The organism is Streptomyces hygroscopicus subsp. hygroscopicus, from assembly GCF_030269125.1.
Lineage (GTDB): Bacteria > Actinomycetota > Actinomycetes > Streptomycetales > Streptomycetaceae > Streptomyces > Streptomyces hygroscopicus_C.
The window spans coordinates 250,863-272,995 of the sequence record NZ_BSSM01000002.1 but is presented as its reverse complement, the minus strand read 5'-3'; the positions used below and the strand labels follow the sequence as shown (position 1 = coordinate 272,995).

Below are 22,133 nucleotides of genomic sequence, written 5' to 3'. Positions count from 1 at the left end.
CGACCGGCAGGACGCCCGCTCAGCCCCGCCCGATCGGCGCGAGCACCGCCTCCGTCAGCTTCGCCAGGTCCTCGGGCGCCAGCTCCACCTCGAGTCCCCGGCGTCCCGCCGACACGCAGATCGTCGGATGGCCGGAGGCCGAGTCGTCCAGGACGGTGGTGAGCTTCTTGCGCTGGCCGAGCGGGGAGATGCCGCCGCGGACGTAGCCGGTGGTGCGCTCGGCCAGCGTCGGGTCGGCCATGGCGGCGCGCTTGCCGCCCACCGCGGCGGCCAGGGCCTTGAGGTCGAGGGTGCCGGCGACCGGGACCACGCCGACGACCAGGGCGCCGTCCACGTCGGCCACCAGCGTCTTGAAGACGCGGTCGGGGGAGACCCCCATCGCCTCCGCGGCCTCCTCGCCGTAGGAGGGGTGGGCGGGGTCGTGGTCGTAGGCGTGGACCGTGAACTCCACGCCCGCGGCGGTCAGCGCGACCGTCGCCGGGGTGCCGGCCCGCCCGCCGCCACTCTTGTTCGGACGCGCTTCGCGCGCCCCGTTGTCCTGCTGCTTCTTCGACTTCTTCGCCATGGGTTCCCGGCTCAGTTCAGACTGGTCGGCGTCCGCGTCAGTTCGAACGCGGGCAGCGACGGCAGATTACGGATGATGGCGGTCTCGCCGCGCAGGATCTTCAGCTCGTCCCGCAGCCGGGACGCGGTGTCCGGCGCCTGCAGCAGCCGCTGCTTGGTCGGCGTGTCGTGCACCATCGCGGCCGCCACCAGGTACGACACCACGCTCGGGTCGTCCGGCAGCTCGGCGCTCGTCGCGAGCGAGCGCTCCCGCGCCCCCGCCAGCCGCTTCTGGTACTGCCGAAAGGCCCGCAGCACGCCCTCCGCGAGCGCCCCCGCCTCGTCACCGGGCTCCTCCGCCAGTTCCTCCAGCTCGGCCGTCAGAAAGGGGCCCGAGGCGTCCACGGACCGCAGCCGCACCCGGGTCGTGCCGGTCGCGAGCACCTCGAAGGTGCCGCCGGAACGCTCCCGGATGGTCGCCGCGTCCGCGATGCAGCCCGTCTGGTGGAAGGCCGCGAGCGGGTCGGGGCCGAAGCCCGCGGCCGGCCCCCGCGCGGGCTCGGTCGTGGGGTCGGGCATGCCGGGGGCGCTCGGCGCCACCTCGTACCCGTCGCGGATGGCCACGACGGCGAACCGCCGCGGCTCCTCCTCGGGGGTCTTCAGCAGCTCGCGCATCATGGCGCGATAACGCTCCTCGAAGACGTTCAGCGGCAGCACGAGCCCGGGGAAGAGGACCGTGTTGAGCGGGAAGAGCGGCAGACGGACGGTGGTCACGGCGCCCCAGCCTAATGGTCGGCGGCGCCGCCGTGCCCGCGGTGCCCGGTCAGGACGTCCTCGGGCACCGGCAGCAGCGCGGCCGGAGCGGGCGCGTCGGCCCCCGACAGCAGGTGTTCGCGCAGGCGCAGGAAGTGGCCGAGCGGGTCGTCGGAGAACCGGTCCCAGGGACAGGAGGTCACATACGGGCCGATCAGCCGCAGCTGGGCGCGGGCGTCCTCGCGGCGGTCCAGGCGCAGCAGCACGTACAGCAGCTTGTTGCGCACCCCGGCGGGCCACGGGTCGGCCGCCGCGAACCGCGCCGACAGGGCGATCGCGCGGTCGGCCGCCGCGTCCAGCCGCTCCCGGGCCACCCCGGGGCCGCCGCCCTCGGTCAGATAGCCGAAGGCGGCCCGCGCGGGCAGCGTCTGCACCAGCGAGTCCGCCGGGGCGTCCTGCGCGGCCAGCTCGGCGAAGTCGAAGCACTCGCGGTGCGCGGCGCTCGGCACGTGCGGCGTGTCGCCCCAGCGCACGCAGCAGAACGCGGCCAGATACCGCAGGGCGGCCACATGGCAGCCGTAGTGGTGCGGGGCGCGGCGCAGCGCCGCCTCCCACAGCTCCTCGAAGTACCGGTGCCCGGCGCGCGAGCCGCGCGCGTGGTCCAGCGCGATCCGCCAGGGCACCGGGTCCCGGTCGTCGGCCCGCGCGGCGGCCGTGATCAGCGGGCTGACCTCGCGCAGCAGCTCCGCGCGGGCCGGGGAGGGCCACACCCGGTCCACCGCCAGCTGGGCGGCGACCAGCAGGGCGCCGGGATCGTCCGGCTCGGCCGCCCGCCACTCCTCGAACCACTCCGGGCGCAGCCGGGCGAAGGCGGCCAGCCGCCGGGCGTAGCGGTCGCGGTTCTCCCACTCGGCCGCGGCCCGGGTGCCGGCCAGCAGCTCGGCCGCGGCCCGGTACTCGCCCCGCCCGGCCGCGACCAGCGCGGGGGAGAGCCGGTCGTCGGGCGCGTCGAGCACGGCCTCGTCCCCGGGACCGATCCCCGCGACCGGGCGCGCGGAACGTCGGGACGGCCAGGAGCGGCGGATGAACGCGGGTAGCGGAACCATGGTGCGGACCATTGAAAGTCCGCAGGTCGGGGCCGCGCCAGAGGGTTGGGGGAAGTCGGGGAAGGTTGTACGTCCGAGGGTCAAGGACCGGTAAAGGGCGACTGTTCCGCTTTTGTGCGACGGGAGCGGGCAAGCGGGATCCTCACGGACCCGGGTCCTCCCGCGCCCGGCCCGGGTCCCGGGCGGACGGGTCGGCGTCAGCTGCGCCGCAGCAGCCGGGTCGCCCCCGCCGCCACCGTCGTCGCCAGGATCCAGCCGAGCAGGATCATCGCGGCCGCCAGCCACTGCCAGGCGCCGCGCAGCTGCCACTCGCCGACCTGGCCGAGGTCGATGACCGGCAGCAGCAGGTCCAGGGTGAACAGGGCCGGACTCCAGTAGGGGTGGTCGTCGTGGTTCATCGGGGGGTGGGCGGCGTGGGAGAAGGCCAGGGTGCCCGCCGCCCAGAGGACCGCCATCCAGACCGCGGCGCGGCCGGGCCGGTAGCCGTACGCGACCGCCAGGTCCTGGGCGTAGCCCCAGAGCTTGCCCGCCAGCGGCAGGGTCTCGCGGCGTCTGCGCTGCTTGGCGAGGAGCACCTCGCGGGCGTCCTCGTCCTCCCCGGCCCCCCGCAGCACCGAGGCCAGCCGCTCGTACGGCTCCGGGGCGTACTCGGCGGTGGCCGCGGCTATCCAGTCCAGGCGCCGGGTCAGCGGGAACGGCCCCTGCGGCACCAGGTTCTCGTACGTGAAGCCGCCCATGTGCAGCCGTCCCGCGCCCGGCCAGGCACCCGCGCGGTCCACCAGGTTCACGATCCGCGCCCCGGAGAGGACCACCTTGCCGCGCTGCGGACCGTCCCCGAGGAAGCGCAGCTCGGGCGCGTGCACCCGGCGCAGCGACAGCTCCTGGTCGTCCGTGAGGGTGAACCGGGCCCGCTCCAGGTCCACCGCGTCCCCGAACCGCCCGTCGTCCAGCCGCAGCCCGCCCTCGCACTCGAACCGCTGTATCCGGGTGCCGCGCGCCGGTGTGGTGCCGCTGAGCAGCGGGTTCCCCACCCCCGCCGGGGTCAGGTACAGGGTGCGCTCCACGCTGAGCTGGGGCGCGTTCAGGGCCAGCCGGGAGTACGGGTTGGACAGCCGCGCACCGCGCAGGCTCAGCGAGACCCCGATCTGGGCGCCGCGCAGCCGCAGCTCACCGTGCGACTCCAGCAGCTCCGCCTGGAGGTCCTGGCCGACCGACAGGCCGTCCGCCGAGATCGACCGGCCGCTGCGGTCCCGGTACACGATCGCCTGGTTGAGCAGCAGGTCGGTGCCGATGTGCGCGTCGGTCAGCCGGACCCCGTTCTGGAACCGGCAGCGCGGCAGATGCAGATCGCCCTCGGTGTGCACCCGGGCCGCCTCCAGGCGCGGCACCGAGCAGTTCACCAGGCGCAACGTGCTGAACCGCGCCTCCGGCACCAGCACCTGGTCGTCGAAGCGGCAGTCGCGCAGCTCGGCGTACGGCCGCACGCTGCCGCCCGCCAGGTCCAGGGTGCCGGTGACGCGCACCCCGGCGAGCTTCAGCGCGGACACCCGCCCGGCCAGCGCCGGCGGCCCGTCCAGGAGCAGCCAGCACAGGATGCGCGCCCGCACGGACCGCTCGGGCCCCCACGGATGCCCGCCGTGCGGGTCGTCCACGACATGGTCGCCGCTGCTCAGGTCGTACACGCTGCCGTTGCGGAACGCCTGCCACATGCCCGCCTCGGCCGCGGTCAGGTCGTCCGGCAGGTCCCCGGCGGCGAAGCCGGTCCCCTCGGTCACCGCTGTTCCTTCTTTCTCCGCTGTTCGGGTGTTTCGTCCAGCCGTTGATGCCCGCTGAGTGACGCCCGGAACACCAGGGGTGAAGGGGATCTTCCGGGTTCCGGCCAGCGTCTGTACCAGGCATTGGTCCACGTGCTGTATCAGCCACTGATACGTGCGGACGACTACGGACGGCGGTCTGAGAGAATTGGGACTGTGATCTCCCGAATCGATCTGCGCGGCGACGCCCTCCCCGAGGGCCCCGCCCTGCGTGACCTGCTGCCCCGAGCCGACTTCGACGTTCAGGCCGCCCTGGAGAAGGTGCGTCCGATCTGCGAGGACGTGCATCATCGTGGCGACGCGGCGCTGATCGACTTCGCGGAGAGGTTCGACGGAGTACGGCTGGAATCCGTCCGTGTCCCGGCCCAGGCGCTCGCCGACGCGCTGGCCGGCCTCGACCCGGAGGTGCGCGCCGCCCTGGAGGAGTCCATCCGACGCGCCCGGCTCGTCCACCGCGCGCAGCGCCGGACGACGCACACCACCCAGGTCGTCCCCGGCGGCTCGGTGACGGAGAAGTGGGTTCCGGTCGAGCGCGTCGGGCTGTACGCGCCGGGGGGCCGCTCCGTCTACCCCTCCTCCGTGATCATGAACGCGGTCCCGGCCCAGGAGGCCGGCGTCGAGTCCATCGCGCTCGCCTCCCCGGCGCAGGCCGAGTTCGACGGTCTCCCGCACCCGACGATCCTGGCCGCGTGCGCGCTGCTCGGCGTGGACGAGGTGTACGCGGCCGGCGGCGCCACCGCCGTCGCGATGTTCGCCTACGGCACCGAGTCCTGCCCGCCCGCCAACATGGTCACCGGCCCCGGCAACATCTGGGTGGCCGCCGCCAAGCGCTACTTCACCGGCCGGATCGGCATCGACACCGAGGCCGGACCCACCGAGATCGCGATCCTCGCCGACGACACCGCCGACCCGGTGCACGTGGCCGCCGACCTGATCAGCCAGGCCGAGCACGACCCGCTCGCGGCCGCCGTCCTCGTCACCGACTCCCCCGAGCTCGCGGACGCGGTGGAGAAGGAGCTGGAGCCGCAGGTCGCGGCCACCAAGCACACCGACGACCGGATCCGCCCGGCCCTCGCGGGCAAGCAGTCCGCGATCGTCCTCGTGGACGGCGTCGAGGAGGGTCTGAAGGTGGTCGACGCGTACGGCGCCGAGCACCTGGAGATCCAGACCGCCGACTCCGCCGCCGTCGCCGACCGGGTGCGCAACGCGGGCGCGGTCTTCATCGGCCCCTGGGCCCCCGTCTCGCTCGGCGACTACGCGGCCGGGTCCAACCACGTGCTGCCCACCGGCGGGTGCGCCTGCCACTCCTCGGGCCTGTCCGTGCAGTCCTTCCTGCGCGGCATCCACATCGTCGACTACACGAAGGACGCGCTGGCCGAGGTCGCGCACCACGTGGTGACGCTGGCGGAGGCGGAGGACCTCCCGGCGCACGGTGCGGCGATCAAGGCGAGGTTCGGCTGGAAGGTACCGGAAAGCAAGTGAGCGACGTGAGGATCGACGACCTCCCCATCCGGGACGAGCTGCGCGGCAAGTCCCCTTACGGAGCGCCCCAGTTGGACGTTCCGGTACGGCTGAACACGAATGAGAACCCCTACCCGCTGCCCGAGCCGCTCGTCGAGCGGATCGCGGAGCGGGTCCGGGAGGCCGCCCGCGACCTGAACCGCTACCCCGACCGGGACGCGGTCCTGCTGCGCACCGAGCTGGCCAAGTACCTCACCAGGACCGGCGGGTTCCCGCTCACCCTGGCGAACGTGTGGGCGGCGAACGGCTCCAACGAGGTCATCCAGCAGCTGCTCCAGACCTTCGGCGGCCCCGGCCGCACCGCGATCGGCTTCGAGCCGTCGTACTCGATGCACGGGCTCATCGCCCGCGGCACCGGCACCGGCTGGATCTCCGGGCCGCGCGCCGAGGACTTCTCCATCGACGTCGTCGCCGCCGGGAAGGCCGTCGCCGAGCACAAGCCGGACGTCGTCTTCATCACCACCCCCAACAACCCCACGGGCAACGCGGTCGGACCGGAGACGGTGCTCGCGCTGTACGAGGCGGCGCAGGCGGCCAAGCCGTCGATGGTGGTCGTGGACGAGGCGTACGTCGAGTTCAGCCACGGCGACTCGCTGCTGCCGCTGCTGAAGGGCCGCCCGCACCTGGTGATCTCGCGCACCATGTCCAAGGCGTTCGGCGCGGCGGGCCTGCGCCTCGGCTACCTCGCGGCCGACCCGGCCGTCGTGGACGCCGTCCAGCTGGTCCGGCTGCCGTACCACCTGTCGGCGATCACCCAGGCGACGGCGCTGGCCGCCCTGGAGCACACCGACACCCTGCTCGGCTACGTCGAGCAGCTGAAGTCCGAGCGCGACCGGCTGGTCGCCGAGCTGCGCGCGACCGGCTACGACGTCGTCGAGTCCGACGCCAACTTCGTGCAGTTCGGCCGGTTCGCCGACGCCCACGGGGCCTGGCGGAAGATCCTCGACCGGGGCGTCCTGGTCCGGGACAACGGCGTACCGGGGTGGCTGCGGGTCTCCGCGGGCACGCCCGAGGAGAACGACGCGTTCCTCGACGCCGCACGTGAAGTCAAGAAGGAGCTTGAGGCATGAGCCGCGCAGGGCGCGTCGAGCGCACCACCAAGGAGACCTCGGTCCTGGTCGAGATAGACCTCGACGGCACCGGGCGGACCGACATCGCCACCGGCGTCGGCTTCTACGACCACATGCTCGACCAGCTCGGCCGCCACGGCCTGTTCGACCTCACCGTGAAGACCGACGGCGATCTGCACATCGACTCCCACCACACCATCGAGGACACCGCCCTCGCGCTCGGCGCCGCCTTCCGGCAGGCGCTCGGCGACAAGGTGGGCATCTACCGCTTCGGCAACTGCACGGTCCCGCTGGACGAGTCCCTCGCCCAGGTCACCGTCGACCTCTCCGGCCGCCCCTACCTCGTGCACACCGAGCCCGAGCACATGGCGCCGATGATCGGCGAGTACGACACCACGATGACCCGGCACATCCTGGAGTCGTTCGTGGCCCAGGCGCAGATCGCCCTGCACGTTCACGTACCGTACGGACGCAACGCCCACCACATCGTGGAGTGTCAGTTCAAGGCGCTGGCGCGGGCGCTGCGTTATGCCTCCGAGCGCGACCCGCGCGCGGCCGGCATCCTCCCGTCGACGAAGGGCGCGCTGTAACCCATGACCGGTCTGTCGACCATCCTGATCGTCGTCGGCCTCTTCCTGGTCGGCGGCATCATCTCCTTCGCCAAGCAGAAGATGCCCACGAGCCTGATCGTGCTCCTCTCCCTCGCGGCCGGCCTGTGCCTGGTCGCGGGCGTCATGCGGTTGGAGGTGTGGAATTGAGCCCTGTCGCGAAGAAGGTCGTGGTCTTCGACTACGGCTTCGGCAACGTCCGCTCGGCCGAGCGTGCCCTCGCGCGGGTCGGCGCCGACGTGGAGATCACGCGTGACTTCGACAAGGCGATGAACGCGGACGGCCTGCTGGTGCCGGGCGTCGGCGCCTTCGCCGCCTGCATGCGGGGCCTGCTCGCCGCCCGCGGCGACTGGGTCGTGGACCGCCGGCTGTCCGGCGGGCGCCCGGTGATGGGCATCTGCGTCGGCATGCAGATCCTGTTCGCGCGCGGCATCGAGCACGGCGTGGAGGCCGAGGGCCTGGAGGAATGGCCGGGCACGGTCGGACCCCTGGAGGCGGACGTGGTGCCCCACATGGGCTGGAACACCGTCGACGCCCCCGCCGACTCCGAGCTGTTCGCCGGCCTGGACGCCGACGCCCGCTACTACTTCGTGCACTCCTACGCCGTCCACGACTGGACGCAGGAGACCAACAACCCGGTGATCGCCGCGCCCAAGGTCACCTGGGCCACGCACGGCAAGCCCTTCGTGGCCGCGGTGGAGAACGGCCCCCTGTGGGCCACCCAGTTCCACCCCGAGAAGTCCGGCGACGCCGGTGCCCAGCTCCTCACCAACTGGATCGGAACCCTGTAGACCATGGCCAAGCTCGAACTCCTCCCCGCCGTCGACGTCCGCGACGGCCAGGCCGTACGCCTCGTCCACGGCGAGTCCGGGACCGAGACCTCCTACGGCTCCCCGCTGGAGGCCGCCCTCGCCTGGCAGCGGTCCGGCGCCGAGTGGCTGCACCTGGTCGACCTGGACGCGGCCTTCGGCACCGGTGACAACCGGGCGCTGATCGCCGAGGTCGCCAAGGCCATGGACATCAAGGTGGAGCTGTCCGGCGGCATCCGCGACGACGACACCCTCGCCGCCGCCCTCGCCACCGGCTGCACCCGCGTCAACCTCGGCACCGCCGCCCTGGAGAGCCCCGAGTGGGTCGCCAAGGTGATCGCCGAGCACGGCGACAAGATCGCCGTCGGCCTGGACGTGCGCGGCACCACCCTGCGCGGCCGCGGCTGGACCCGCGACGGCGGCGACCTCTACGAGACGCTGGACCGCCTGGACAAGGAGGGCTGCGCGCGCTACGTCGTCACCGACATCGCCAAGGACGGCACCCTCCAGGGCCCCAACCTGGAGCTGCTGCGCAACGTGTGCGCGGCCACCGACCGCCCGGTCGTGGCCTCCGGCGGCGTGTCGTCCCTGGACGACCTGCGTGCCATCGCCGAGCTGGTACCCCTCGGTGTCGAGGGCTCCATCGTCGGGAAGGCCCTGTACGCGAAGGCGTTCACCCTGGAAGAGGCCCTGGAGGCTGTGTCGTCATGACGTCCGAAGCCGTACGGCGGGTGCAGAGCGGAAGTCCCTGGGAGGAGAGTTTCGGTTTCGCGCGCGCCGTCGCGGCGGGGGACCGGGTGTCGGTGGGCGGCACCACGTCCTTCAAGGGCACGGTCCTGTACGGCGAGGGCGATCCGTACGAGCAGACCCGGGTCGCCTTCGGCAACGCCCTCGAAGCGCTGAAGGAGTTCGGTCTCGGCGTCGAGTCCGTGATCCGCACCCGCATGTACCTGAGCCATGTGCGTGACGTCGACGAGGCCGGGCGGGCCCACAAGGAGCTGTTCGACTCCGTGCGTCCGGTGTCGACCCTGCTGGTGGTCGAGGGCTTCGTGGACCCGCGCATCCTGGTCGAAGTAGAGCTTGAAGCATTCAGAGGAGCCTGAGCAGTCATGAGCCTGGCGGTCCGAGTCATCCCCTGCCTGGACGTCGACAACGGCCGGGTCGTCAAGGGCGTCAACTTCCAGAACCTGCGCGACGCGGGCGACCCCGTCGAGATGGCCAAGGTGTACGACGCCGAGGGCGCCGACGAGCTGACGTTCCTGGACATCACCGCGTCCTCGGGCGACCGGGAGACGACGTACGACGTGGTGCGCCGCACCGCGGAGCAGGTGTTCATCCCGCTGACCGTGGGCGGCGGCGTCCGCTCGGTCGAGGACGTGGACAAGCTGCTGCGGGCGGGCGCCGACAAGGTGGGCGTGAACACCGCGGCGATCGCCCGCCCCGAGCTGATCCGCGAGATCGCCGAGCGCTTCGGCCGCCAGGTGCTGGTGCTGTCGGTCGACGCCCGCCGTACCCCTTCCGGCAGTGGCTCGTCCGGGTCCTTCGAGGTCACCACGCACGGCGGCCGCCGGGGTACCGGCATCGACGCCGTCGAGTGGGCGCACCGCGCCGCGGAGCTGGGCGCGGGCGAGATCCTGCTGAACTCGATGGACGCCGACGGCACCAAGGACGGCTACGACCTGGAGATGATCGCGGCCGTCCGCAAGCACGTCTCCGTCCCGGTGATCGCCTCGGGCGGCGCCGGCAAGCTGTCGCACTTCCCGCCGGCCGTCGCCGCGGGCGCGGACGCGGTGCTCGCCGCCTCCGTCTTCCACTTCGGCGATCTGCGGATCGGCGAGGTGAAGGAGACGCTGCGGGAGGCGGGGCACCCGGTGCGCTGACGCGGCAAGCGGTCGGACCCCGGTGGCAGGAGCCGCCGGGGTCTTTTCACCCCCGAATACGAAAGGAATCTTGCGCAAAAAAGATTGCGCAAGATTCCTTTCGTATCTAGGGTGGATGACATGACGGAGAGGGAGAGAGACCGCCGGATCAGGGACGTGGGCACGCTGAAGGCGCTCGCGCACCCGCTGCGGGCACGGCTGTACCGCGCCCTGACCCTGGCCCGTACGGCGACCGCGTCCCAGCTGGCCGAGCAGGTGGACGAGGCGGTGTCCCTGGTCAGCTACCACCTGCGCAAGCTGGCCGAGCACGGGCTCATCGAGGAGGCCGAGCGGCAGCGCGCGGACGGGCGGGAGCGGTGGTGGCGGCCGGCGTCCGAGGGTGTCGCCATCCACGACGAGGACTTCCGCGACGCCCCCGAGAAGGCCGCCGCGCACACCGCCGCCAGCCGGCTGTTCTTCGAGCAGCGCGCCGACATGTACCGGCGCTTTCTGGACGAGCGCGCCCACTGGGGCGAGGAGTGGAACGACGCGGCGGAGTCCTCCGAGTCCGCGCTGCGTCTCACCGCCGCGGAAACCGCCGAGCTGACACGGGAGATGCGCGCGCTGCTCCGGCGCTACGACGAGCGCGGTCGGGCCGCGGAGGCGGCCGGGGACGTGACGGGCCGCGAGAACGTCGCCGTGCACACCTACGCCTTCCCGTTCCGCACCTGAGGCCCTCCGCGGCATCGTCATGCTCCCGCTCCGCGTCGGAGCGCCGCCCCGTCGCGGTGTTCCGTCCCGTGTCCAGGCGCCTGCCGCGTTCCGGTTCCGTGCCGGGCGTCGCCTCGCCTCCGGGTTCCGTGGCCGAGCCTCGCCCCGCGTTCGGTCCCGTGTCCGGGGTGCTCCCCGGCGCCGAGTTCCGTTCCGTGTCCGGGTGTCGTTCCGGCACCGTGTTCGGTTCCGGGGGCGTGAGTGCTGTCCCGCCGCGGTGTTCCGTTCCGTGGCCGAGTGCCCGCCGCGTTCCGGTTCCGTGGCCGAGCCGCGCCACCGCACCACCGCGTCCCCGTCGCGGCTCCACGGGGAGCCCGCCCCGCTCGCGTTCCCCGTCCCGGCCTCACCAGGAGCCCGCCTTGAGCTCGACCGTCGCGTCCACCTCCGCCGAAACCGAGCCCGAACGCGTCGCCCACCGGGACGGCAACGTCCTGCGCTGGCTGGGCGGTCACGTCGGCTCCGCGGTCGGTGACAACGTCTACTTCCTGGCGCTGTCCTGGGCCGCCGTCCAGGCCGGCACCCCCGCCCAGGCCGGGCTCGTCACCGCGGCGAGCGCGCTGCCGCGGGCCCTGCTCATGCTGGGCGGGGGAGTGGTGGCCGACCGCTACGGGCCGCGACGGGTCGTCCTGGCGAGCACCGGAGCGCGCACGGCGCTGGTCCTCACGGCCGCCGTCCTGCTGCTCGCCACCGGCCCCGGGCTGTGGGGCCTCGGGATCGTGGCCGTGCTGTTCGGTGTCGTCGACGCGGTGTTCCTGCCCGCCGCCGGCGCCCTGCCCGCCCTGCTCGCCGGGCGCGACCAGCTCGCCCGCGTCCAGGCCATGCGCGGCCTCGGCACCCGGCTCGCCAACGTGCTCGGCGGCCCGATCGGGGGGCTCGGCGTCGCCCTGGGCGGTACCGGCGGCGCGTTCGGGCTCGCCGCCCTACTGATGGGCGCGTCCCTGATCACCCTGTCCGCCGTGCGGGTGAGAGTGCCGGCGCACGACGCGCCGGCACGGCGGGGGGTCCTCGCCGAACTGCGCGACGGGCTGCGGCACATCGGGCGCGACCCCGTCCTGCGCTTCCTTGTCCTCTCCATCGCCCTGAACGACCTGGGCTTCGTCGGCCCCATGAACCTCGGCCTGACCCTGCTCGCCCAGGAGCGCGGCTGGGGCTCCGCGGGCATGGGCCTGGTGCTCGCCGGGTTCGGCGCCGGCGCCGGAAGCGCCTCCGTGCTGCTGGCCTGGCGCGGCCGTGTGCCGCACGCCGGACGGGTGATGGCCGCCTCGACGGTCGCCGGGGCCCTCGCGGTCGCCGCCCTGGCACGCGTCCCGTCCGCCGCGGGCGCGGCCGGTGCGGCCCTGGTCGTCGGACTGCTCGCGGGCCTGTCCGGGGCCCTCGCCGCCGCGCTGGTCCAGAGCAACGCGGGCGCCGCCTACGTCGGCCGGGTCACCTCGGTGTCCACACTGGTCGGTTACGGCGTCGCGCCGCTCACCTTCCCGCTGGTCGGTTGGTCCGTGGCCCGCTGGGAGGCCGGCCCGGTGTTCGCCGTCTGCGCCGGGGTGTCCGCCCTCGGCGGGGTCGTCGCCCTCGTCGTACCGGCCCTGCGCCGCGCCGAACTGCCCCGCTGAGGCTCACCCTCTCGGCTGAACCAGCTGCACCAGATTGCCGCACGTGTCGTCGAACACCGCCGCCAGCACCGGCCCCTGCTCCCGCGGGCCGTGCGGGAAGCGGACACCCAGGCCGCTGAGCCGCCGGTGCTCGGCGGCGAGGTCGTCCACGGAGAAGACGATGCAGGGGATGCCCGCGTCGTACAGCGCGCGGCGGTAGGAGTCGGCGATGGGACCCTGGCCCGGTTCCAGCAGCAGCTGGAGGTCCGGCTGGCCGCCCTCGGGCGCGCCCACCGTGACGAACAGGGTGCCGTCGCCGAGGTCCCTGCGGGTGCGGGTCTCGAAGCCGAGGACCTCCGTGTAGAAGGCGTGCGCCTTCGCCACGTCGTCCACGTACACCCCTGTCATCGCGACCTTGATCACGGGCCGGCCCCCCTGGTCAGAACCCCAGCTGCTTGGACGAGTGCAGTTTGTCGATCGCGTCCGCGTCGCCCGCCAGCTCCACCCGCGCGGCCCGGTCCCGGCCGAACGCGAACAGCAGCAGCTCCGACGGCTCCCCGGTCGCCGTGACCACCGGCGCGCCCTTGTGCGCCACCACGGTCTGCCCGTCCGGCCGGCGCAGCACCAGCCCGGTCGGCACCCCGCGCCCCAGCAGCCGCGCCGTCCGCTCCAGGCGCGACCACAGCGCGTCCTGGAACACCGGGTCCAGCTCCCGCGCGCTCCAGTCCGGCTGCGCCCGGCGCACGTCCTCGGTGTGGACGTAGAACTCCACCGTGTTCGCCGCCTCGTCCACCTGCTTGACCTGGAATGGCGAGAACCGCGGCGGCCCGGTGCGGATCAGCTGGATCAGCTCCTCGTACGGCTTCGCGGTGTACTCCGCCATCACCTTCTCCAGGCGACCGGCGAGCTGCTTGATCAGCGCGCCCCCGGCCGCGTCCGGGCGGCGCTCGCGCACGATCACGTGCGCGGCCAGGTCCCGGGTCCGCCAGCCCTCGCACAGAGTCGGCGCGTCCGGGCCCACGGTTTCCAAGAGGTCGGCGAACAGGAGCCGTTCACGCTTGGCGAAGGTCGACATGGGGTCAGCCTACGGCCAGCCACCGGTCCGCGCAGTGGACACCCGCCCGGTGCCGTCGGCAGGGCGCGGCACAATGGCGTCCATGACCAGTACGCCCGGCACGCCCGCCCGTCACCCGGCCACCGCCCCTGACGGAGGCGCTTCGCGCCACAGTGTCCCCGCCAGCGGCCTCGCCCCGGAGATCGCCGCCCGCCTCAAGCGCAGCGCCGACGGCCTCCTGCCCGCCATCGCCCAGCAGCACGACACCGGAGAGGTGCTCATGCTCGGCTGGATGGACGACGAGGCGCTGCACCGGACCCTGACGACCGGCCGCTGCACCTACTGGTCGCGCAGCCGCCAGGAGTACTGGGTCAAGGGCGACACCTCGGGCCACGTCCAGTGGGTCAAGTCGGTCGCGCTCGACTGCGACGCCGACACGGTGCTGGTCCAGGTCGACCAGGAGGGCGCCGCCTGCCACACCGGCGCGCGCACCTGCTTCGACGAGGACGTGCTCCTCAAGGACGCCGGTCTCCCGTCCGGCGCGGACCAGTGAGGCCCGCCGCCATGGACCTGGAGACCTTCCGCAAGCTCGCCGCCGACCGGCGCGTCATCCCGGTCACCCGCAAGCTCCTCGCCGACGGCGACACCCCCGTCGCCCTCTACCGCAAGCTGGCAGGCGAGCGCCCCGGGACCTTCCTGCTGGAGTCCGCGGAGAACGGCCGCTCCTGGTCGCGCTACTCCTTCGTGGGCGTCCGCAGCGCCGCCACCCTGACCACCCGCGACGGCGCCGCCCACTGGCTCGGCACCCCGCCGGTCGGCGTCCCCGTCGACGGTGACCCCCTCAAGGCCCTGCGCGCCACCCTCCAGACCCTGCACACCCCGCGTGAGGAGGGCCTGCCGCCCTTCACCGGCGGCATGGTCGGCTACCTCGGCTACGACATCGTGCGCAGGCTGGAGAAGATCGGCCCCGGCGAGCGCGACGACCTGGGGTTGCCCGAGCTGACCATGCTCCTGACCAGCGACCTCGCCGTGATGGACCACTGGGAGGGCTCGGTCCTGCTGATCGCCAACGCGATCAACCACAACGACCTGGACACCGGCGTGGACGAGGCCTACGCCGACGCGGTGGCCCGCCTCGACGCCATGGAGGCGGACCTCGGCCGCCCGGTGGCCCAGCCCCCGGCCGTGCTGCCGCCCTCCGAGCTGCCCGAGTACACCGCGCTGTGGGGCGGCCCCGACTTCCGGCGCGCCGTCGAGGACGTCAAGGAGCGCATCCGGGCGGGTGAGGCCTTCCAGGTCGTACCGTCCCAGCGCTTCGAGACCCCGTGCACGGCGAGCGCGCTCGACGTCTACCGGGTGCTGCGGGCGACGAACCCGTCGCCGTACATGTACCTGTTCCGGTTCCCCCACGGGGAGGGAGGCGCCTTCGACGTCGTCGGCTCCTCGCCCGAGGCCCTGGTCAAGGTCGAGGACGGGCGTGCCATGGTGCACCCCATCGCCGGCACCCGGCCCCGCGGCGCCACCCCGCAGGAGGACCAGGCGCTCGCCGAGGAACTGCTCGCCGACCCCAAGGAGCGCGCCGAGCACCTGATGCTGGTCGACCTCGGGCGCAACGACCTCGGACGGGTCTGCGAGCCCGGCTCGGTGGAGGTGGTGGACTTCATGTCCGTCGAGCGCTACTCGCACGTCATGCACATCGTCTCCACCGTCACCGGACGGGTCGCCGACGGCCGTACCGCCTTCGACGTGCTCACGGCCTGCTTCCCCGCCGGCACCCTCTCCGGCGCCCCCAAGCCCCGCGCGATGCAGATCATCGACGAACTGGAGCCGTCCCGGCGCGGCCTGTACGGCGGGTGCGTCGGCTATCTGGACTTCGCGGGCGACTCCGACACCGCGATCGCCATCCGTACCGCCCTGCTGCGCGACGGCACGGCATACGTGCAGGCCGGAGCCGGCATCGTCGCCGACTCCGACCCGGTGGCGGAGGACCAGGAGTGCCGCAACAAGGCGGCGGCGGTCCTCCGCGCCGTACACACGGCCAACCGGCTCTGACCCAGTGGAGGTCAGCCGGTGAAGGCGGCGGTGCCGTTCGGGACGCCGAGCCCGGACGGACCGTCGTACCCGGTGGTGCCGGTGCACAGGTAGGACCCGCCGCAGCTGCCGTTGGAGCCGCTGGTCACGTCGTACAGCGCCGAGGTGTGCGCGTACGGGAAGGACGCCGGGGAGGAGCCGGCCGACGGGGCGCCGCCCAGCGCGTAGGTCGCCGCGATCAGCGGGGAGGAGGCGCTGGTGCCGCCGAAGACCATCCAGCCGGTGGCCGTACGGTAGGTGTCGTAGACCGCGACACCCGTGTTCGGGTCGGCGACCGCCGAGACGTCCGCGACCGTGCGCATGGCGCAGCCGGTGTCCTTCTGCCAGCTCGGCTTGGCGCTGTACTTGGAGCAGCCCGAGCCCGCCCCGCTCCACACGCTGTCGGTCCAGCCGCGGGAGTTGGAGGCCGAGCTGAGGGAGGTGCCGCCGACCGCCGTCACGTACGGGGAGGCCGCCGGGTACTCGGTGCCGTAGCCGTTGTCACCGGAGGAGACGGTGATGGCGACACCCGGGTGGTTGAAGTACGAGGAGTCGTACGTCGAGTCGCTGGAGGACTCGGAGCCGCCGTAGCTGTTGGAGACGAACTTCGCGCCCAGCTTCACCGCGGTGTTCACGGCGGTGCCGAGGTTGGTCATGCTGGCCGAACTGGCCTCCACCAGCAGGATCTTGCAGTTGGGGCAGGCGGCGCTGACCATGTCGAGGTCGAGGGAGATCTCCTCGGCCCAGCCGGAGTCGCCGCGCGGGTAGCTGGTGCCGCCGTTCTGGTCGACCTTCTTGAAGCAGCCGTTGGCCGTGGTGCAGGCCGACAGGCCGTACTGGGAGCGGTAGACGGCGAGGTCGGCCTCGGCGTTCGGGTCGTCGTAGGCGTCGACGATCGCCACCGTCTGGCCCGAACCGCCCGTGGCGGAGGGCAGGTTGTAGGCCGCCTGGAGCGAGGCGGGGCCGTAGCCGGAGGGGGCGGCGGCAGCGGTCAGGTCGCTCTCGGCGTGCGCCGACTTCGGGGTGCCCCCGGTGACCTGGAGGGCGTTACAGGCCATCTGGCCCTTCGCCGGGGCGGCGCAGGCGTGGGCGACGGTGACGCCGTGGGAGGTGGCCTGGGCCGCCTGGCCGACGGGTGCGGCCAGGGCGAGGGCGGCCGTGGCAAGGGTGGCCACGGTGGTGAGGGAAGCGGTTCTGCGCAACGTACGTCCTCCGCGAGACGGGTGGGGCGGAAAGGGCTGTGGGGGGTGCGCGATTCGACCTGGTGGCACGGGGTGCGCCCGGGTCGCGCAGAACGTACGGATGTCGGGGGCACGTCAACAAGGTGGATGTTGGACCAGGGGCGTTCCTTTGCCGTATCTGTAATGTTCATGTCGCATTGCTGGGGGAGTCGTGACCGAAAAACGGAAGGATCATGGGTTGACGGACCCGGATGACGGTTCCCCGGAGGGTCAGGCGATAGTGGAGTACGTGACTGCCGTTCCTCACCCCCGTTCCGAAGCCGCCGCGCCCACCCGGTCCGGCCGCCGGAGCCTCGCCATGGCCCTGCTGTTCGGCGCGCTCGGCGCGGCCGTGGCGCTGCTCGCCAGCCGGCAGCGCTGGGCGGAGGGCACCGCGTCGGTGGCCGGCGGCGCGTTCCCGCTCACCGCGAAGGGCAGCGACGTCACGGGTGTGCCCGCGGCCCTCGCCATAGTGGGCCTCGCCGCGCTCGTCGCCGTCTTCGCCGTACGCCGGGCCGGCCGGGTCCTGGTCGCCGGACTGCTCGCGCTGTCCGGCGCGGGCATCATCGCCGCCGCCCTGGCCTCCGCCTCCGACAGCACCGCGCTGGACGAGAAGGCCGCCCAGGCCAGCGGCGACACCACCGCCACGGTCGCGGCCCTGACCCACACCGGCTGGCCCTACGTGGCGGCCGCCGGCGGTCTGCTGATCCTGCTCGCCGGGCTGCTCGCCCTGCGCTTCGGCCGCGCCTGGCCGGCCATGTCCGGGCGTTACGAGCGCGGCACCGACCGCCCGCGGAAGACGGCCCGGCCCGTCGACCCGGAGCGGCCCGAGGAGATCTGGAAGGCCCTGGACCGGGGCGAGGACCCCACCGGCGCCTGACCCCCCGCGGTGTGGCGAACCAGACGCCACCCCCGCGTCCGGCGCGCGTGCGCGTACGGGACAATGGACGACGAGCGTCCGGCTCGGACAGTGATCGGGCGGGCTCGGAGCCGTACGACACGTACGTCGCTCTTCTGGGACACGTACACAGCAACGAGGAGCACAGACATGGCGGGCAGCAGCCACGGCCACGGTCACACCCCGGCCGCCTGGACCGGCGTCATCATTTCCTTCATCGGTTTCCTGGTCGCCGGCGCCCTGATGGTGATGGGCAGCGTCATCGGCTTCTGGGTCGGCATGGCTCTCATCCTCGGCGGCGGGGTCGTCGGCGGGATCATGAAGGCCATGGGCCTCGGCCAGGACGCGAAGCCCCTCGCGATGGTCGGCGACACCCGGCTCGCCGCGCGCGAGCCGGTCGCGGTGGAGAGCTGACGGCCGAGCGCGGCACCGCTTCCTCCAGGGCGGCCCGGTGTTCCTGACGGAGCCGGGCCGCCCTTCGCGGTCGCCGGGGTCGGCACGCGGGTCCTTTCCCGCGCGCGCGGCGGCGGCGTCGGCGACAATGCTCCCGTGACCGCCGCCAACCGACCGGCCCCGCCCGCCGCGCCCCCCGCCCTTCTCCCGGCCGACCCCGGGCCGGCCGCCGCGGCCGTCCCGCGGCCATGGGCCGCCGCCCGGCCCGGTGGCGCGACCGCTCCGCCCGCGCCCCTGTGGCGGCGCCTCGCCACCCCCGCCGGTACGCTCGCGGCCGTCGTCGGCGCCTTCGCCTACGTCGGGGCCGTCGATCCGAACCACCCCGGCCACTACCCGGTCTGCCCCCTCTACCGGTTCACCGGCCTGTACTGCCCCGGCTGCGGGGGACTGCGCAGCGCGCACGCCTTCGTGCACGGGGACCTGGTGGCCGCGCTGCACGACAACGCGCCCGCCGTGGCCGGCTACCTCCTCTTCGCGGTGCTGTGGGTGGTCTGGGCCGCACGGGCATGGCGCGGCCGGCCCGCGCAGCTCCGGCTCGGTTCCGCCCAGATGTGGTCCCTGGGCGCGCTGCTGCTGGTGTTCACCGTCGTGCGCAATCTGCCGTTCGGCGCCTGGCTGCACCCCTGACCTGCGACGCCGGTGTCCAAGGAGTGAAACCGGCGTCCACCGGATGCGGGGCCGGGGCCCTGCTCCGGATACCATCGAGTGACCACGGGTTTCACGACCTGAAGGAACCGACCGTCTGAAAGGGGGCCGCTCGCGTGAGTGTGCTCGACGAGATCATCGACGGAGTCCGTGCCGACCTCGCGGAGCGGCAGGCACGCGTCAGCCTCGACGAGCTCAAGGAGCGCGCGGCCAAGGCGTCCGCCGCCAAGGACGGGGTGGCCGCGCTCAAGGGCGACGGCGTCAAGGTGATCTGCGAGGTCAAGCGCTCCAGCCCCTCCAAGGGCGCGCTGGCCGCGATCGCCGACCCGGCCGGTCTCGCCGCGGACTACGAGGCGGGCGGCGCGTCCGTCATCTCCGTCCTCACCGAGCAGCGCCGCTTCGGCGGCTCCCTCGCCGACCTGGAGGCCGTCCGCGCCCGCGTGGACATCCCGGTCCTGCGCAAGGACTTCATCGTCACGTCGTACCAGCTGTGGGAGGCCCGCGCGTACGGCGCCGACCTCGCGCTGCTGATCGTGGCCGCCCTGGAGCAGCCGGCCCTGGAGTCCCTGATCGAGCGTGCCGTCTCCATCGGTCTCACCCCGCTGGTCGAGGTGCACGACGAGGAGGAGGCCGAGCGCGCCGTCGCCGCGGGCGCCCGGGTCATCGGCGTCAACGCGCGCAACCTCAAGACCCTTGAGGTCGACCGCGGCACCTTCGAGCGGATCGCCCCCGAGATCCCGGAGAACATCGTCAAGGTCGCCGAGTCCGGCGTCCGCGGCCCGCACGACCTGATCGCCTACGCCAACGCCGGGGCAGACGCCGTCCTGGTCGGCGAGTCCCTGGTCACCGGCCGCGACCCGAAGACCGCGGTCTCCGACCTGGTCGCCGCGGGCGAACACCCCGCGCTGCGGCACGGCCGCGACTGATCTCCCGCTAGGCTGACCCCGTGATCACCGTGACGACCGTGGACCGCTACGCCCGCCTGGCGCGCGGCTGCCGCCCGAGGGGCTGCCGTGCCCCCGCCCGGCGCGTCCACGGCCGCCGGGTGCGCTACGTCATCGGTGACGAGCCGGGACAGGTGAACGGACGTCGATGGCATCGCGCCCCCATGGGGCGCGGGGAACTGCGCGACCGGCCACGTACGGCCTGACGTCGCCCCATCAGCTCCGCCCCCACGGCGAAAAGTGTCTTTTCACACGCACTCACCGTGAGGTACTGGCATGCCCAGCAACTACTTCTTCCCTGACCCGGAGGGTCAGGTCCCCAGCTCCGAAGGCTACTTCGGGGCGTTCGGCGGCAAGTTCATCCCGGAGGCCCTCGTCGCCGCCGTGGACGAGGTCGCCGTCGAGTACGACAAGGCCAGGCAGGACCCCGAGTTCGCCCGCGAACTCGACGACCTGATGGTCAACTACACGGGACGCCCCTCGGCGCTCACCGAGGTGCCCCGGTTCGCCGAACACGCCGGTGGCGCCCGGGTGTTCCTCAAGCGCGAGGACCTGAACCACACCGGTTCCCACAAGATCAACAACGTGCTCGGCCAGGCGCTGCTCACCAAGCGCATGGGCAAGACCCGCGTCATCGCCGAGACCGGCGCGGGCCAGCACGGCGTCGCCACCGCCACCGCCTGCGCGCTGTTCGGCCTCGACTGCACCATCTACATGGGCGAGATCGACACCGAGCGCCAGGCCCTGAACGTGGCCCGGATGCGCATCCTCGGCGCCGAGGTCGTGGCCGTGAAGTCCGGCAGCCGCACCCTCAAGGACGCCATCAACGAGGCGTTCCGCGACTGGGTCGCCAACGTCGACCGCACCCACTACCTGTTCGGCACCGTCGCGGGCCCGCACCCCTTCCCGGCCATGGTCCGCGACTTCCACCGGGTCATCGGCGTCGAGGCCCGCCGCCAGATCCTGGAGCGCGCGGGACGCCTCCCGGACGCGGCCGTCGCCTGCGTCGGCGGCGGCTCCAACGCCATCGGTCTCTTCCACGCCTTCATCCCCGACACGGACGTCCGCCTCATCGGCTGCGAACCGGCGGGCCACGGCATCGAGACCGGCGAGCACGCGGCGACCCTGACCGCGGGCGAGCCCGGCATCCTGCACGGCTCCCGCTCCTACGTCCTCCAGGACGAGGAAGGCCAGATCACCGAGCCCTACTCGATCTCGGCGGGGCTGGACTACCCCGGCATCGGGCCCGAGCACGCCTACCTCAAGGACTCCGGGCGCGGCGAGTACCGCGCGGTCACCGACGACGCCGCCATGCAGGCCCTGCGCCTGCTGTCGCGCACCGAGGGCATCATCCCGGCCATCGAGAGCGCCCACGCCCTCGCCGGCGCCCTGGACGTCGGCAAGGAGCTGGGTCCGGACGGGCTGATCGTCGTCAACCTCTCCGGGCGCGGCGACAAGGACATGGACACCGCGGCCCGCTACTTCGGGCTGTACGACACCGACGCCGAGGTGGCCGCCGACGCCGCCGCCACCGCCGAGATCGAGGGGGACGCCAAGTGAGCGGGAACCTCCAGCTGTTGACGGACACCCTCGCCGCCGCCAAGGCCGAGGGCCGGGCCGCGCTCATCGCCTACCTCCCGGCCGGGTTCCCGACCGTGGACGGCGGCATCGAGGCGATCAAGAACGTCTTCGACGGCGGCGCCGACGTGGTCGAGGTGGGCCTGCCGCACAGCGACCCGGTCCTGGACGGCCCGGTCATCCAGACCGCCGACGACATCGCCCTGCGCGGCGGTGTCAAGATCGCGGACGTGATGCGCACGGTCAGGGAGGCCCACGCGGCCACCGGCAAGCCCGTGCTCGTGATGACGTACTGGAACCCCGTCGACCGCTACGGCGTCGAGCGGTTCACCGCGGAGCTGGCCGAGGCGGGCGGCGCGGGCTGCATCCTGCCCGACCTGCCGGTGCAGGAGTCGGCGCTGTGGCGCGAACACGCCGAGAAGCACGGCCTCGGCACGGTCTTCGTGGTGGCGCCGAGCAGCAAGGAAGCGCGGCTCGCCGAGATCACCGCGGCGGGCAGCGGCTTCGTCTACGCCGCCTCGCTCATGGGGGTCACCGGCACCCGGGAGTCCGTCGGCGCGCAGGCCCAGGACCTGGTGGAACGCACCCGCGCCACCGGCACCGCACTGCCCGTCTGCGTGGGCCTCGGCGTCTCGAACGCGGTCCAGGCCGCCGAGGTCGCCTCCTTCGCCGACGGTGTGATCGTCGGCTCGGCCTTCGTCAAGCGGATGCTGGACGCCCCGGACCACGCGTCCGGCATGGCGGCGGTGCGCGAGCTGGCCGGGGACCTGGCGAAGGGCGTGCGCGGGCAGGCGTAACCGCTCGGGTCGTCGCATACCAGGTCATTCCGGT

26 protein-coding genes are annotated in these 22,133 nt (G+C 73.2%); 19 read left to right on the top strand and 7 right to left on the bottom strand.

The window, feature by feature from the left end; genetic code table 11:
- Positions 1–19: 19 nt before the first annotated feature.
- The 4 genes from ybaK to QSK45_RS05695 all read right to left on the bottom strand — a co-directional run bounded on the left by ybaK (position 20) and on the right by QSK45_RS05695 (position 4,177).
- Positions 20–565 (bottom strand): Cys-tRNA(Pro) deacylase, encoded by a 546-nt coding sequence (ybaK, locus tag QSK45_RS05710; protein ID WP_285553852.1) that lies wholly within the window; start codon positions 563–565, stop codon positions 20–22.
- Between the two features lie 11 nt (positions 566–576).
- Positions 577–1,317: an LON peptidase substrate-binding domain-containing protein gene (locus QSK45_RS05705; RefSeq protein WP_285553851.1), complete on the bottom strand. Its 741-nt coding sequence runs from the start codon at positions 1,315–1,317 to the stop codon at positions 577–579.
- An 11-nt stretch (positions 1,318–1,328) separates the two neighbouring features.
- On the bottom strand, positions 1,329–2,414 hold the full coding sequence (locus QSK45_RS05700; protein ID WP_395482687.1) for a hypothetical protein: 1,086 nt from the start codon (positions 2,412–2,414) through the stop codon (positions 1,329–1,331).
- 185 nt (positions 2,415–2,599) lie between these two features.
- Positions 2,600–4,177, bottom strand: coding sequence for an oxidoreductase (locus QSK45_RS05695; protein WP_285553848.1), 1,578 nt, complete (start codon positions 4,175–4,177; stop codon positions 2,600–2,602).
- Positions 4,178–4,372: 195 nt separating this feature from the next.
- Between QSK45_RS05695 and hisD the strand changes: the two genes are divergently transcribed.
- From hisD to QSK45_RS05645, 10 genes are all read left to right on the top strand, one after another.
- A complete protein-coding gene (hisD, locus tag QSK45_RS05690; protein WP_285553846.1) occupies positions 4,373–5,698 on the top strand; it encodes a histidinol dehydrogenase in 1,326 nt (441 codons plus the stop codon).
- Entirely contained in the window at positions 5,695–6,807 is a 1,113-nt protein-coding gene (locus tag QSK45_RS05685) for a histidinol-phosphate transaminase (protein WP_285553844.1), read from the top strand. The genes hisD and QSK45_RS05685 overlap by 4 nt, the downstream gene beginning before the upstream one ends.
- Positions 6,804–7,397, top strand: coding sequence for an imidazoleglycerol-phosphate dehydratase HisB (hisB, locus tag QSK45_RS05680; protein ID WP_285553842.1), 594 nt, complete (start codon positions 6,804–6,806; stop codon positions 7,395–7,397). The genes QSK45_RS05685 and hisB overlap by 4 nt, the downstream gene beginning before the upstream one ends.
- 3 nt (positions 7,398–7,400) lie before the next feature.
- A complete protein-coding gene (locus tag QSK45_RS05675) occupies positions 7,401–7,565 on the top strand; it encodes a hypothetical protein (protein WP_285553840.1) in 165 nt (54 codons plus the stop codon).
- The gene (gene hisH, locus QSK45_RS05670; protein WP_285553838.1) at positions 7,556–8,206 is read left to right on the top strand and encodes an imidazole glycerol phosphate synthase subunit HisH; all 651 of its coding nucleotides are present in this window, start codon (positions 7,556–7,558) and stop codon (positions 8,204–8,206) included. The genes QSK45_RS05675 and hisH overlap by 10 nt, the downstream gene beginning before the upstream one ends.
- A gap of 3 nt (positions 8,207–8,209) precedes the next feature.
- The gene (priA, locus tag QSK45_RS05665) at positions 8,210–8,935 is read left to right on the top strand and encodes a bifunctional 1-(5-phosphoribosyl)-5-((5-phosphoribosylamino)methylideneamino)imidazole-4-carboxamide isomerase/phosphoribosylanthranilate isomerase PriA (protein ID WP_285553836.1); all 726 of its coding nucleotides are present in this window, start codon (positions 8,210–8,212) and stop codon (positions 8,933–8,935) included.
- Positions 8,932–9,327: a RidA family protein gene (locus tag QSK45_RS05660; RefSeq protein WP_285553835.1), complete on the top strand. Its 396-nt coding sequence runs from the start codon at positions 8,932–8,934 to the stop codon at positions 9,325–9,327. Before priA ends, QSK45_RS05660 begins: the two co-directional genes overlap by 4 nt.
- A 6-nt stretch (positions 9,328–9,333) precedes the next feature.
- Positions 9,334–10,104: an imidazole glycerol phosphate synthase subunit HisF gene (hisF, locus tag QSK45_RS05655; RefSeq protein WP_285553833.1), complete on the top strand. Its 771-nt coding sequence runs from the start codon at positions 9,334–9,336 to the stop codon at positions 10,102–10,104.
- A gap of 120 nt (positions 10,105–10,224) precedes the next feature.
- A complete protein-coding gene (locus QSK45_RS05650; RefSeq protein WP_285553831.1) occupies positions 10,225–10,815 on the top strand; it encodes an ArsR/SmtB family transcription factor in 591 nt (196 codons plus the stop codon).
- 398 nt (positions 10,816–11,213) lie between these two features.
- Positions 11,214–12,461 carry an MFS transporter gene (locus QSK45_RS05645; RefSeq protein ID WP_285553829.1) on the top strand — a complete coding sequence of 416 codons (1,248 nt, stop codon included), beginning with the start codon at positions 11,214–11,216 and terminating at the stop codon, positions 12,459–12,461.
- Between the two features lie 3 nt (positions 12,462–12,464).
- Here QSK45_RS05645 and QSK45_RS05640 read toward each other — a convergent pair whose 3' ends face one another.
- Entirely contained in the window at positions 12,465–12,863 is a 399-nt protein-coding gene (locus QSK45_RS05640) for a VOC family protein (protein ID WP_285553827.1), read from the bottom strand.
- A gap of 16 nt (positions 12,864–12,879) precedes the next feature.
- The gene (locus tag QSK45_RS05635; protein ID WP_285553826.1) at positions 12,880–13,515 is read right to left on the bottom strand and encodes a TIGR03085 family metal-binding protein; all 636 of its coding nucleotides are present in this window, start codon (positions 13,513–13,515) and stop codon (positions 12,880–12,882) included.
- A gap of 82 nt (positions 13,516–13,597) precedes the next feature.
- On the opposite strand from QSK45_RS05635, the gene hisI reads away from it, so the two are divergent.
- Both hisI and QSK45_RS05625 read left to right on the top strand, forming a co-directional pair.
- On the top strand, positions 13,598–14,047 hold the full coding sequence (gene hisI, locus QSK45_RS05630; RefSeq protein ID WP_285553824.1) for a phosphoribosyl-AMP cyclohydrolase: 450 nt from the start codon (positions 13,598–13,600) through the stop codon (positions 14,045–14,047).
- An 11-nt stretch (positions 14,048–14,058) separates the two neighbouring features.
- Positions 14,059–15,546 carry an anthranilate synthase component I gene (locus QSK45_RS05625; RefSeq protein ID WP_285553823.1) on the top strand — a complete coding sequence of 496 codons (1,488 nt, stop codon included), beginning with the start codon at positions 14,059–14,061 and terminating at the stop codon, positions 15,544–15,546.
- Between the two features lie 11 nt (positions 15,547–15,557).
- On the opposite strand, the gene QSK45_RS05620 is transcribed toward QSK45_RS05625, so the two are convergent.
- Positions 15,558–16,766 (bottom strand): S53 family peptidase, encoded by a 1,209-nt coding sequence (locus QSK45_RS05620; RefSeq protein ID WP_285553821.1) that lies wholly within the window; start codon positions 16,764–16,766, stop codon positions 15,558–15,560.
- Positions 16,767–17,025: 259 nt separating this feature from the next.
- Between QSK45_RS05620 and QSK45_RS05615 the strand changes: the two genes are divergently transcribed.
- The 7 genes from QSK45_RS05615 to trpA all read left to right on the top strand — a co-directional run bounded on the left by QSK45_RS05615 (position 17,026) and on the right by trpA (position 22,099).
- The gene (locus QSK45_RS05615) at positions 17,026–17,664 is read left to right on the top strand and encodes a TIGR02234 family membrane protein (RefSeq protein ID WP_285554640.1); all 639 of its coding nucleotides are present in this window, start codon (positions 17,026–17,028) and stop codon (positions 17,662–17,664) included.
- A 168-nt stretch (positions 17,665–17,832) separates the two neighbouring features.
- Positions 17,833–18,096, top strand: coding sequence for an HGxxPAAW family protein (locus QSK45_RS05610; RefSeq protein ID WP_285553819.1), 264 nt, complete (start codon positions 17,833–17,835; stop codon positions 18,094–18,096).
- 273 nt (positions 18,097–18,369) lie between these two features.
- Positions 18,370–18,762 carry a DUF2752 domain-containing protein gene (locus QSK45_RS05605; RefSeq protein WP_285554636.1) on the top strand — a complete coding sequence of 131 codons (393 nt, stop codon included), beginning with the start codon at positions 18,370–18,372 and terminating at the stop codon, positions 18,760–18,762.
- Positions 18,763–18,896: 134 nt separating this feature from the next.
- Complete coding sequence (gene trpC, locus QSK45_RS05600) at positions 18,897–19,706, top strand: indole-3-glycerol phosphate synthase TrpC (RefSeq protein ID WP_285553818.1); 810 nt, start codon at positions 18,897–18,899, stop codon at positions 19,704–19,706.
- Between the two features lie 20 nt (positions 19,707–19,726).
- Positions 19,727–19,930, top strand: a complete 204-nt coding sequence (trpM, locus tag QSK45_RS05595) for a tryptophan biosynthesis modulator TrpM (RefSeq protein WP_285553815.1) — start codon at positions 19,727–19,729, stop codon at positions 19,928–19,930.
- A 70-nt stretch (positions 19,931–20,000) separates the two neighbouring features.
- Positions 20,001–21,284, top strand: a complete 1,284-nt coding sequence (gene trpB / locus QSK45_RS05590; RefSeq protein WP_285553814.1) for a tryptophan synthase subunit beta — start codon at positions 20,001–20,003, stop codon at positions 21,282–21,284.
- Complete coding sequence (gene trpA / locus QSK45_RS05585) at positions 21,281–22,099, top strand: tryptophan synthase subunit alpha (RefSeq protein ID WP_285553813.1); 819 nt, start codon at positions 21,281–21,283, stop codon at positions 22,097–22,099. The genes trpB and trpA overlap by 4 nt, the downstream gene beginning before the upstream one ends.
- The last annotated feature ends 34 nt before the right edge of the window (positions 22,100–22,133 follow it).

Excerpts from the sequence above, each read along its gene's own strand:
- QSK45_RS05700 (WP_395482687.1), bottom strand. The coding sequence starts at position 2,414 with ATGGTCCGCACCATGGTTCCGCTACCCGCGTTCATCCGCCGCTCCTGG.
- QSK45_RS05675 (WP_285553840.1), top strand. The coding sequence starts at position 7,401 with ATGACCGGTCTGTCGACCATCCTGATCGTCGTCGGCCTCTTCCTGGTC.
- trpB (WP_285553814.1), top strand. The coding sequence starts at position 20,001 with ATGCCCAGCAACTACTTCTTCCCTGACCCGGAGGGTCAGGTCCCCAGC.
- priA (WP_285553836.1), top strand. The coding sequence starts at position 8,210 with ATGGCCAAGCTCGAACTCCTCCCCGCCGTCGACGTCCGCGACGGCCAG.
- QSK45_RS05635 (WP_285553826.1), bottom strand. The coding sequence starts at position 13,515 with ATGTCGACCTTCGCCAAGCGTGAACGGCTCCTGTTCGCCGACCTCTTG.
- hisI (WP_285553824.1), top strand. The coding sequence starts at position 13,598 with ATGACCAGTACGCCCGGCACGCCCGCCCGTCACCCGGCCACCGCCCCT.
- QSK45_RS05625 (WP_285553823.1), top strand. The coding sequence starts at position 14,059 with ATGGACCTGGAGACCTTCCGCAAGCTCGCCGCCGACCGGCGCGTCATC.
- QSK45_RS05650 (WP_285553831.1), top strand. The coding sequence starts at position 10,225 with ATGACGGAGAGGGAGAGAGACCGCCGGATCAGGGACGTGGGCACGCTG.
- hisF (WP_285553833.1), top strand. The coding sequence starts at position 9,334 with ATGAGCCTGGCGGTCCGAGTCATCCCCTGCCTGGACGTCGACAACGGC.
- ybaK (WP_285553852.1), bottom strand. The coding sequence starts at position 565 with ATGGCGAAGAAGTCGAAGAAGCAGCAGGACAACGGGGCGCGCGAAGCG.
- hisB (WP_285553842.1), top strand. The coding sequence starts at position 6,804 with ATGAGCCGCGCAGGGCGCGTCGAGCGCACCACCAAGGAGACCTCGGTC.
- QSK45_RS05610 (WP_285553819.1), top strand. The coding sequence starts at position 17,833 with ATGGCGGGCAGCAGCCACGGCCACGGTCACACCCCGGCCGCCTGGACC.
- QSK45_RS05660 (WP_285553835.1), top strand. The coding sequence starts at position 8,932 with ATGACGTCCGAAGCCGTACGGCGGGTGCAGAGCGGAAGTCCCTGGGAG.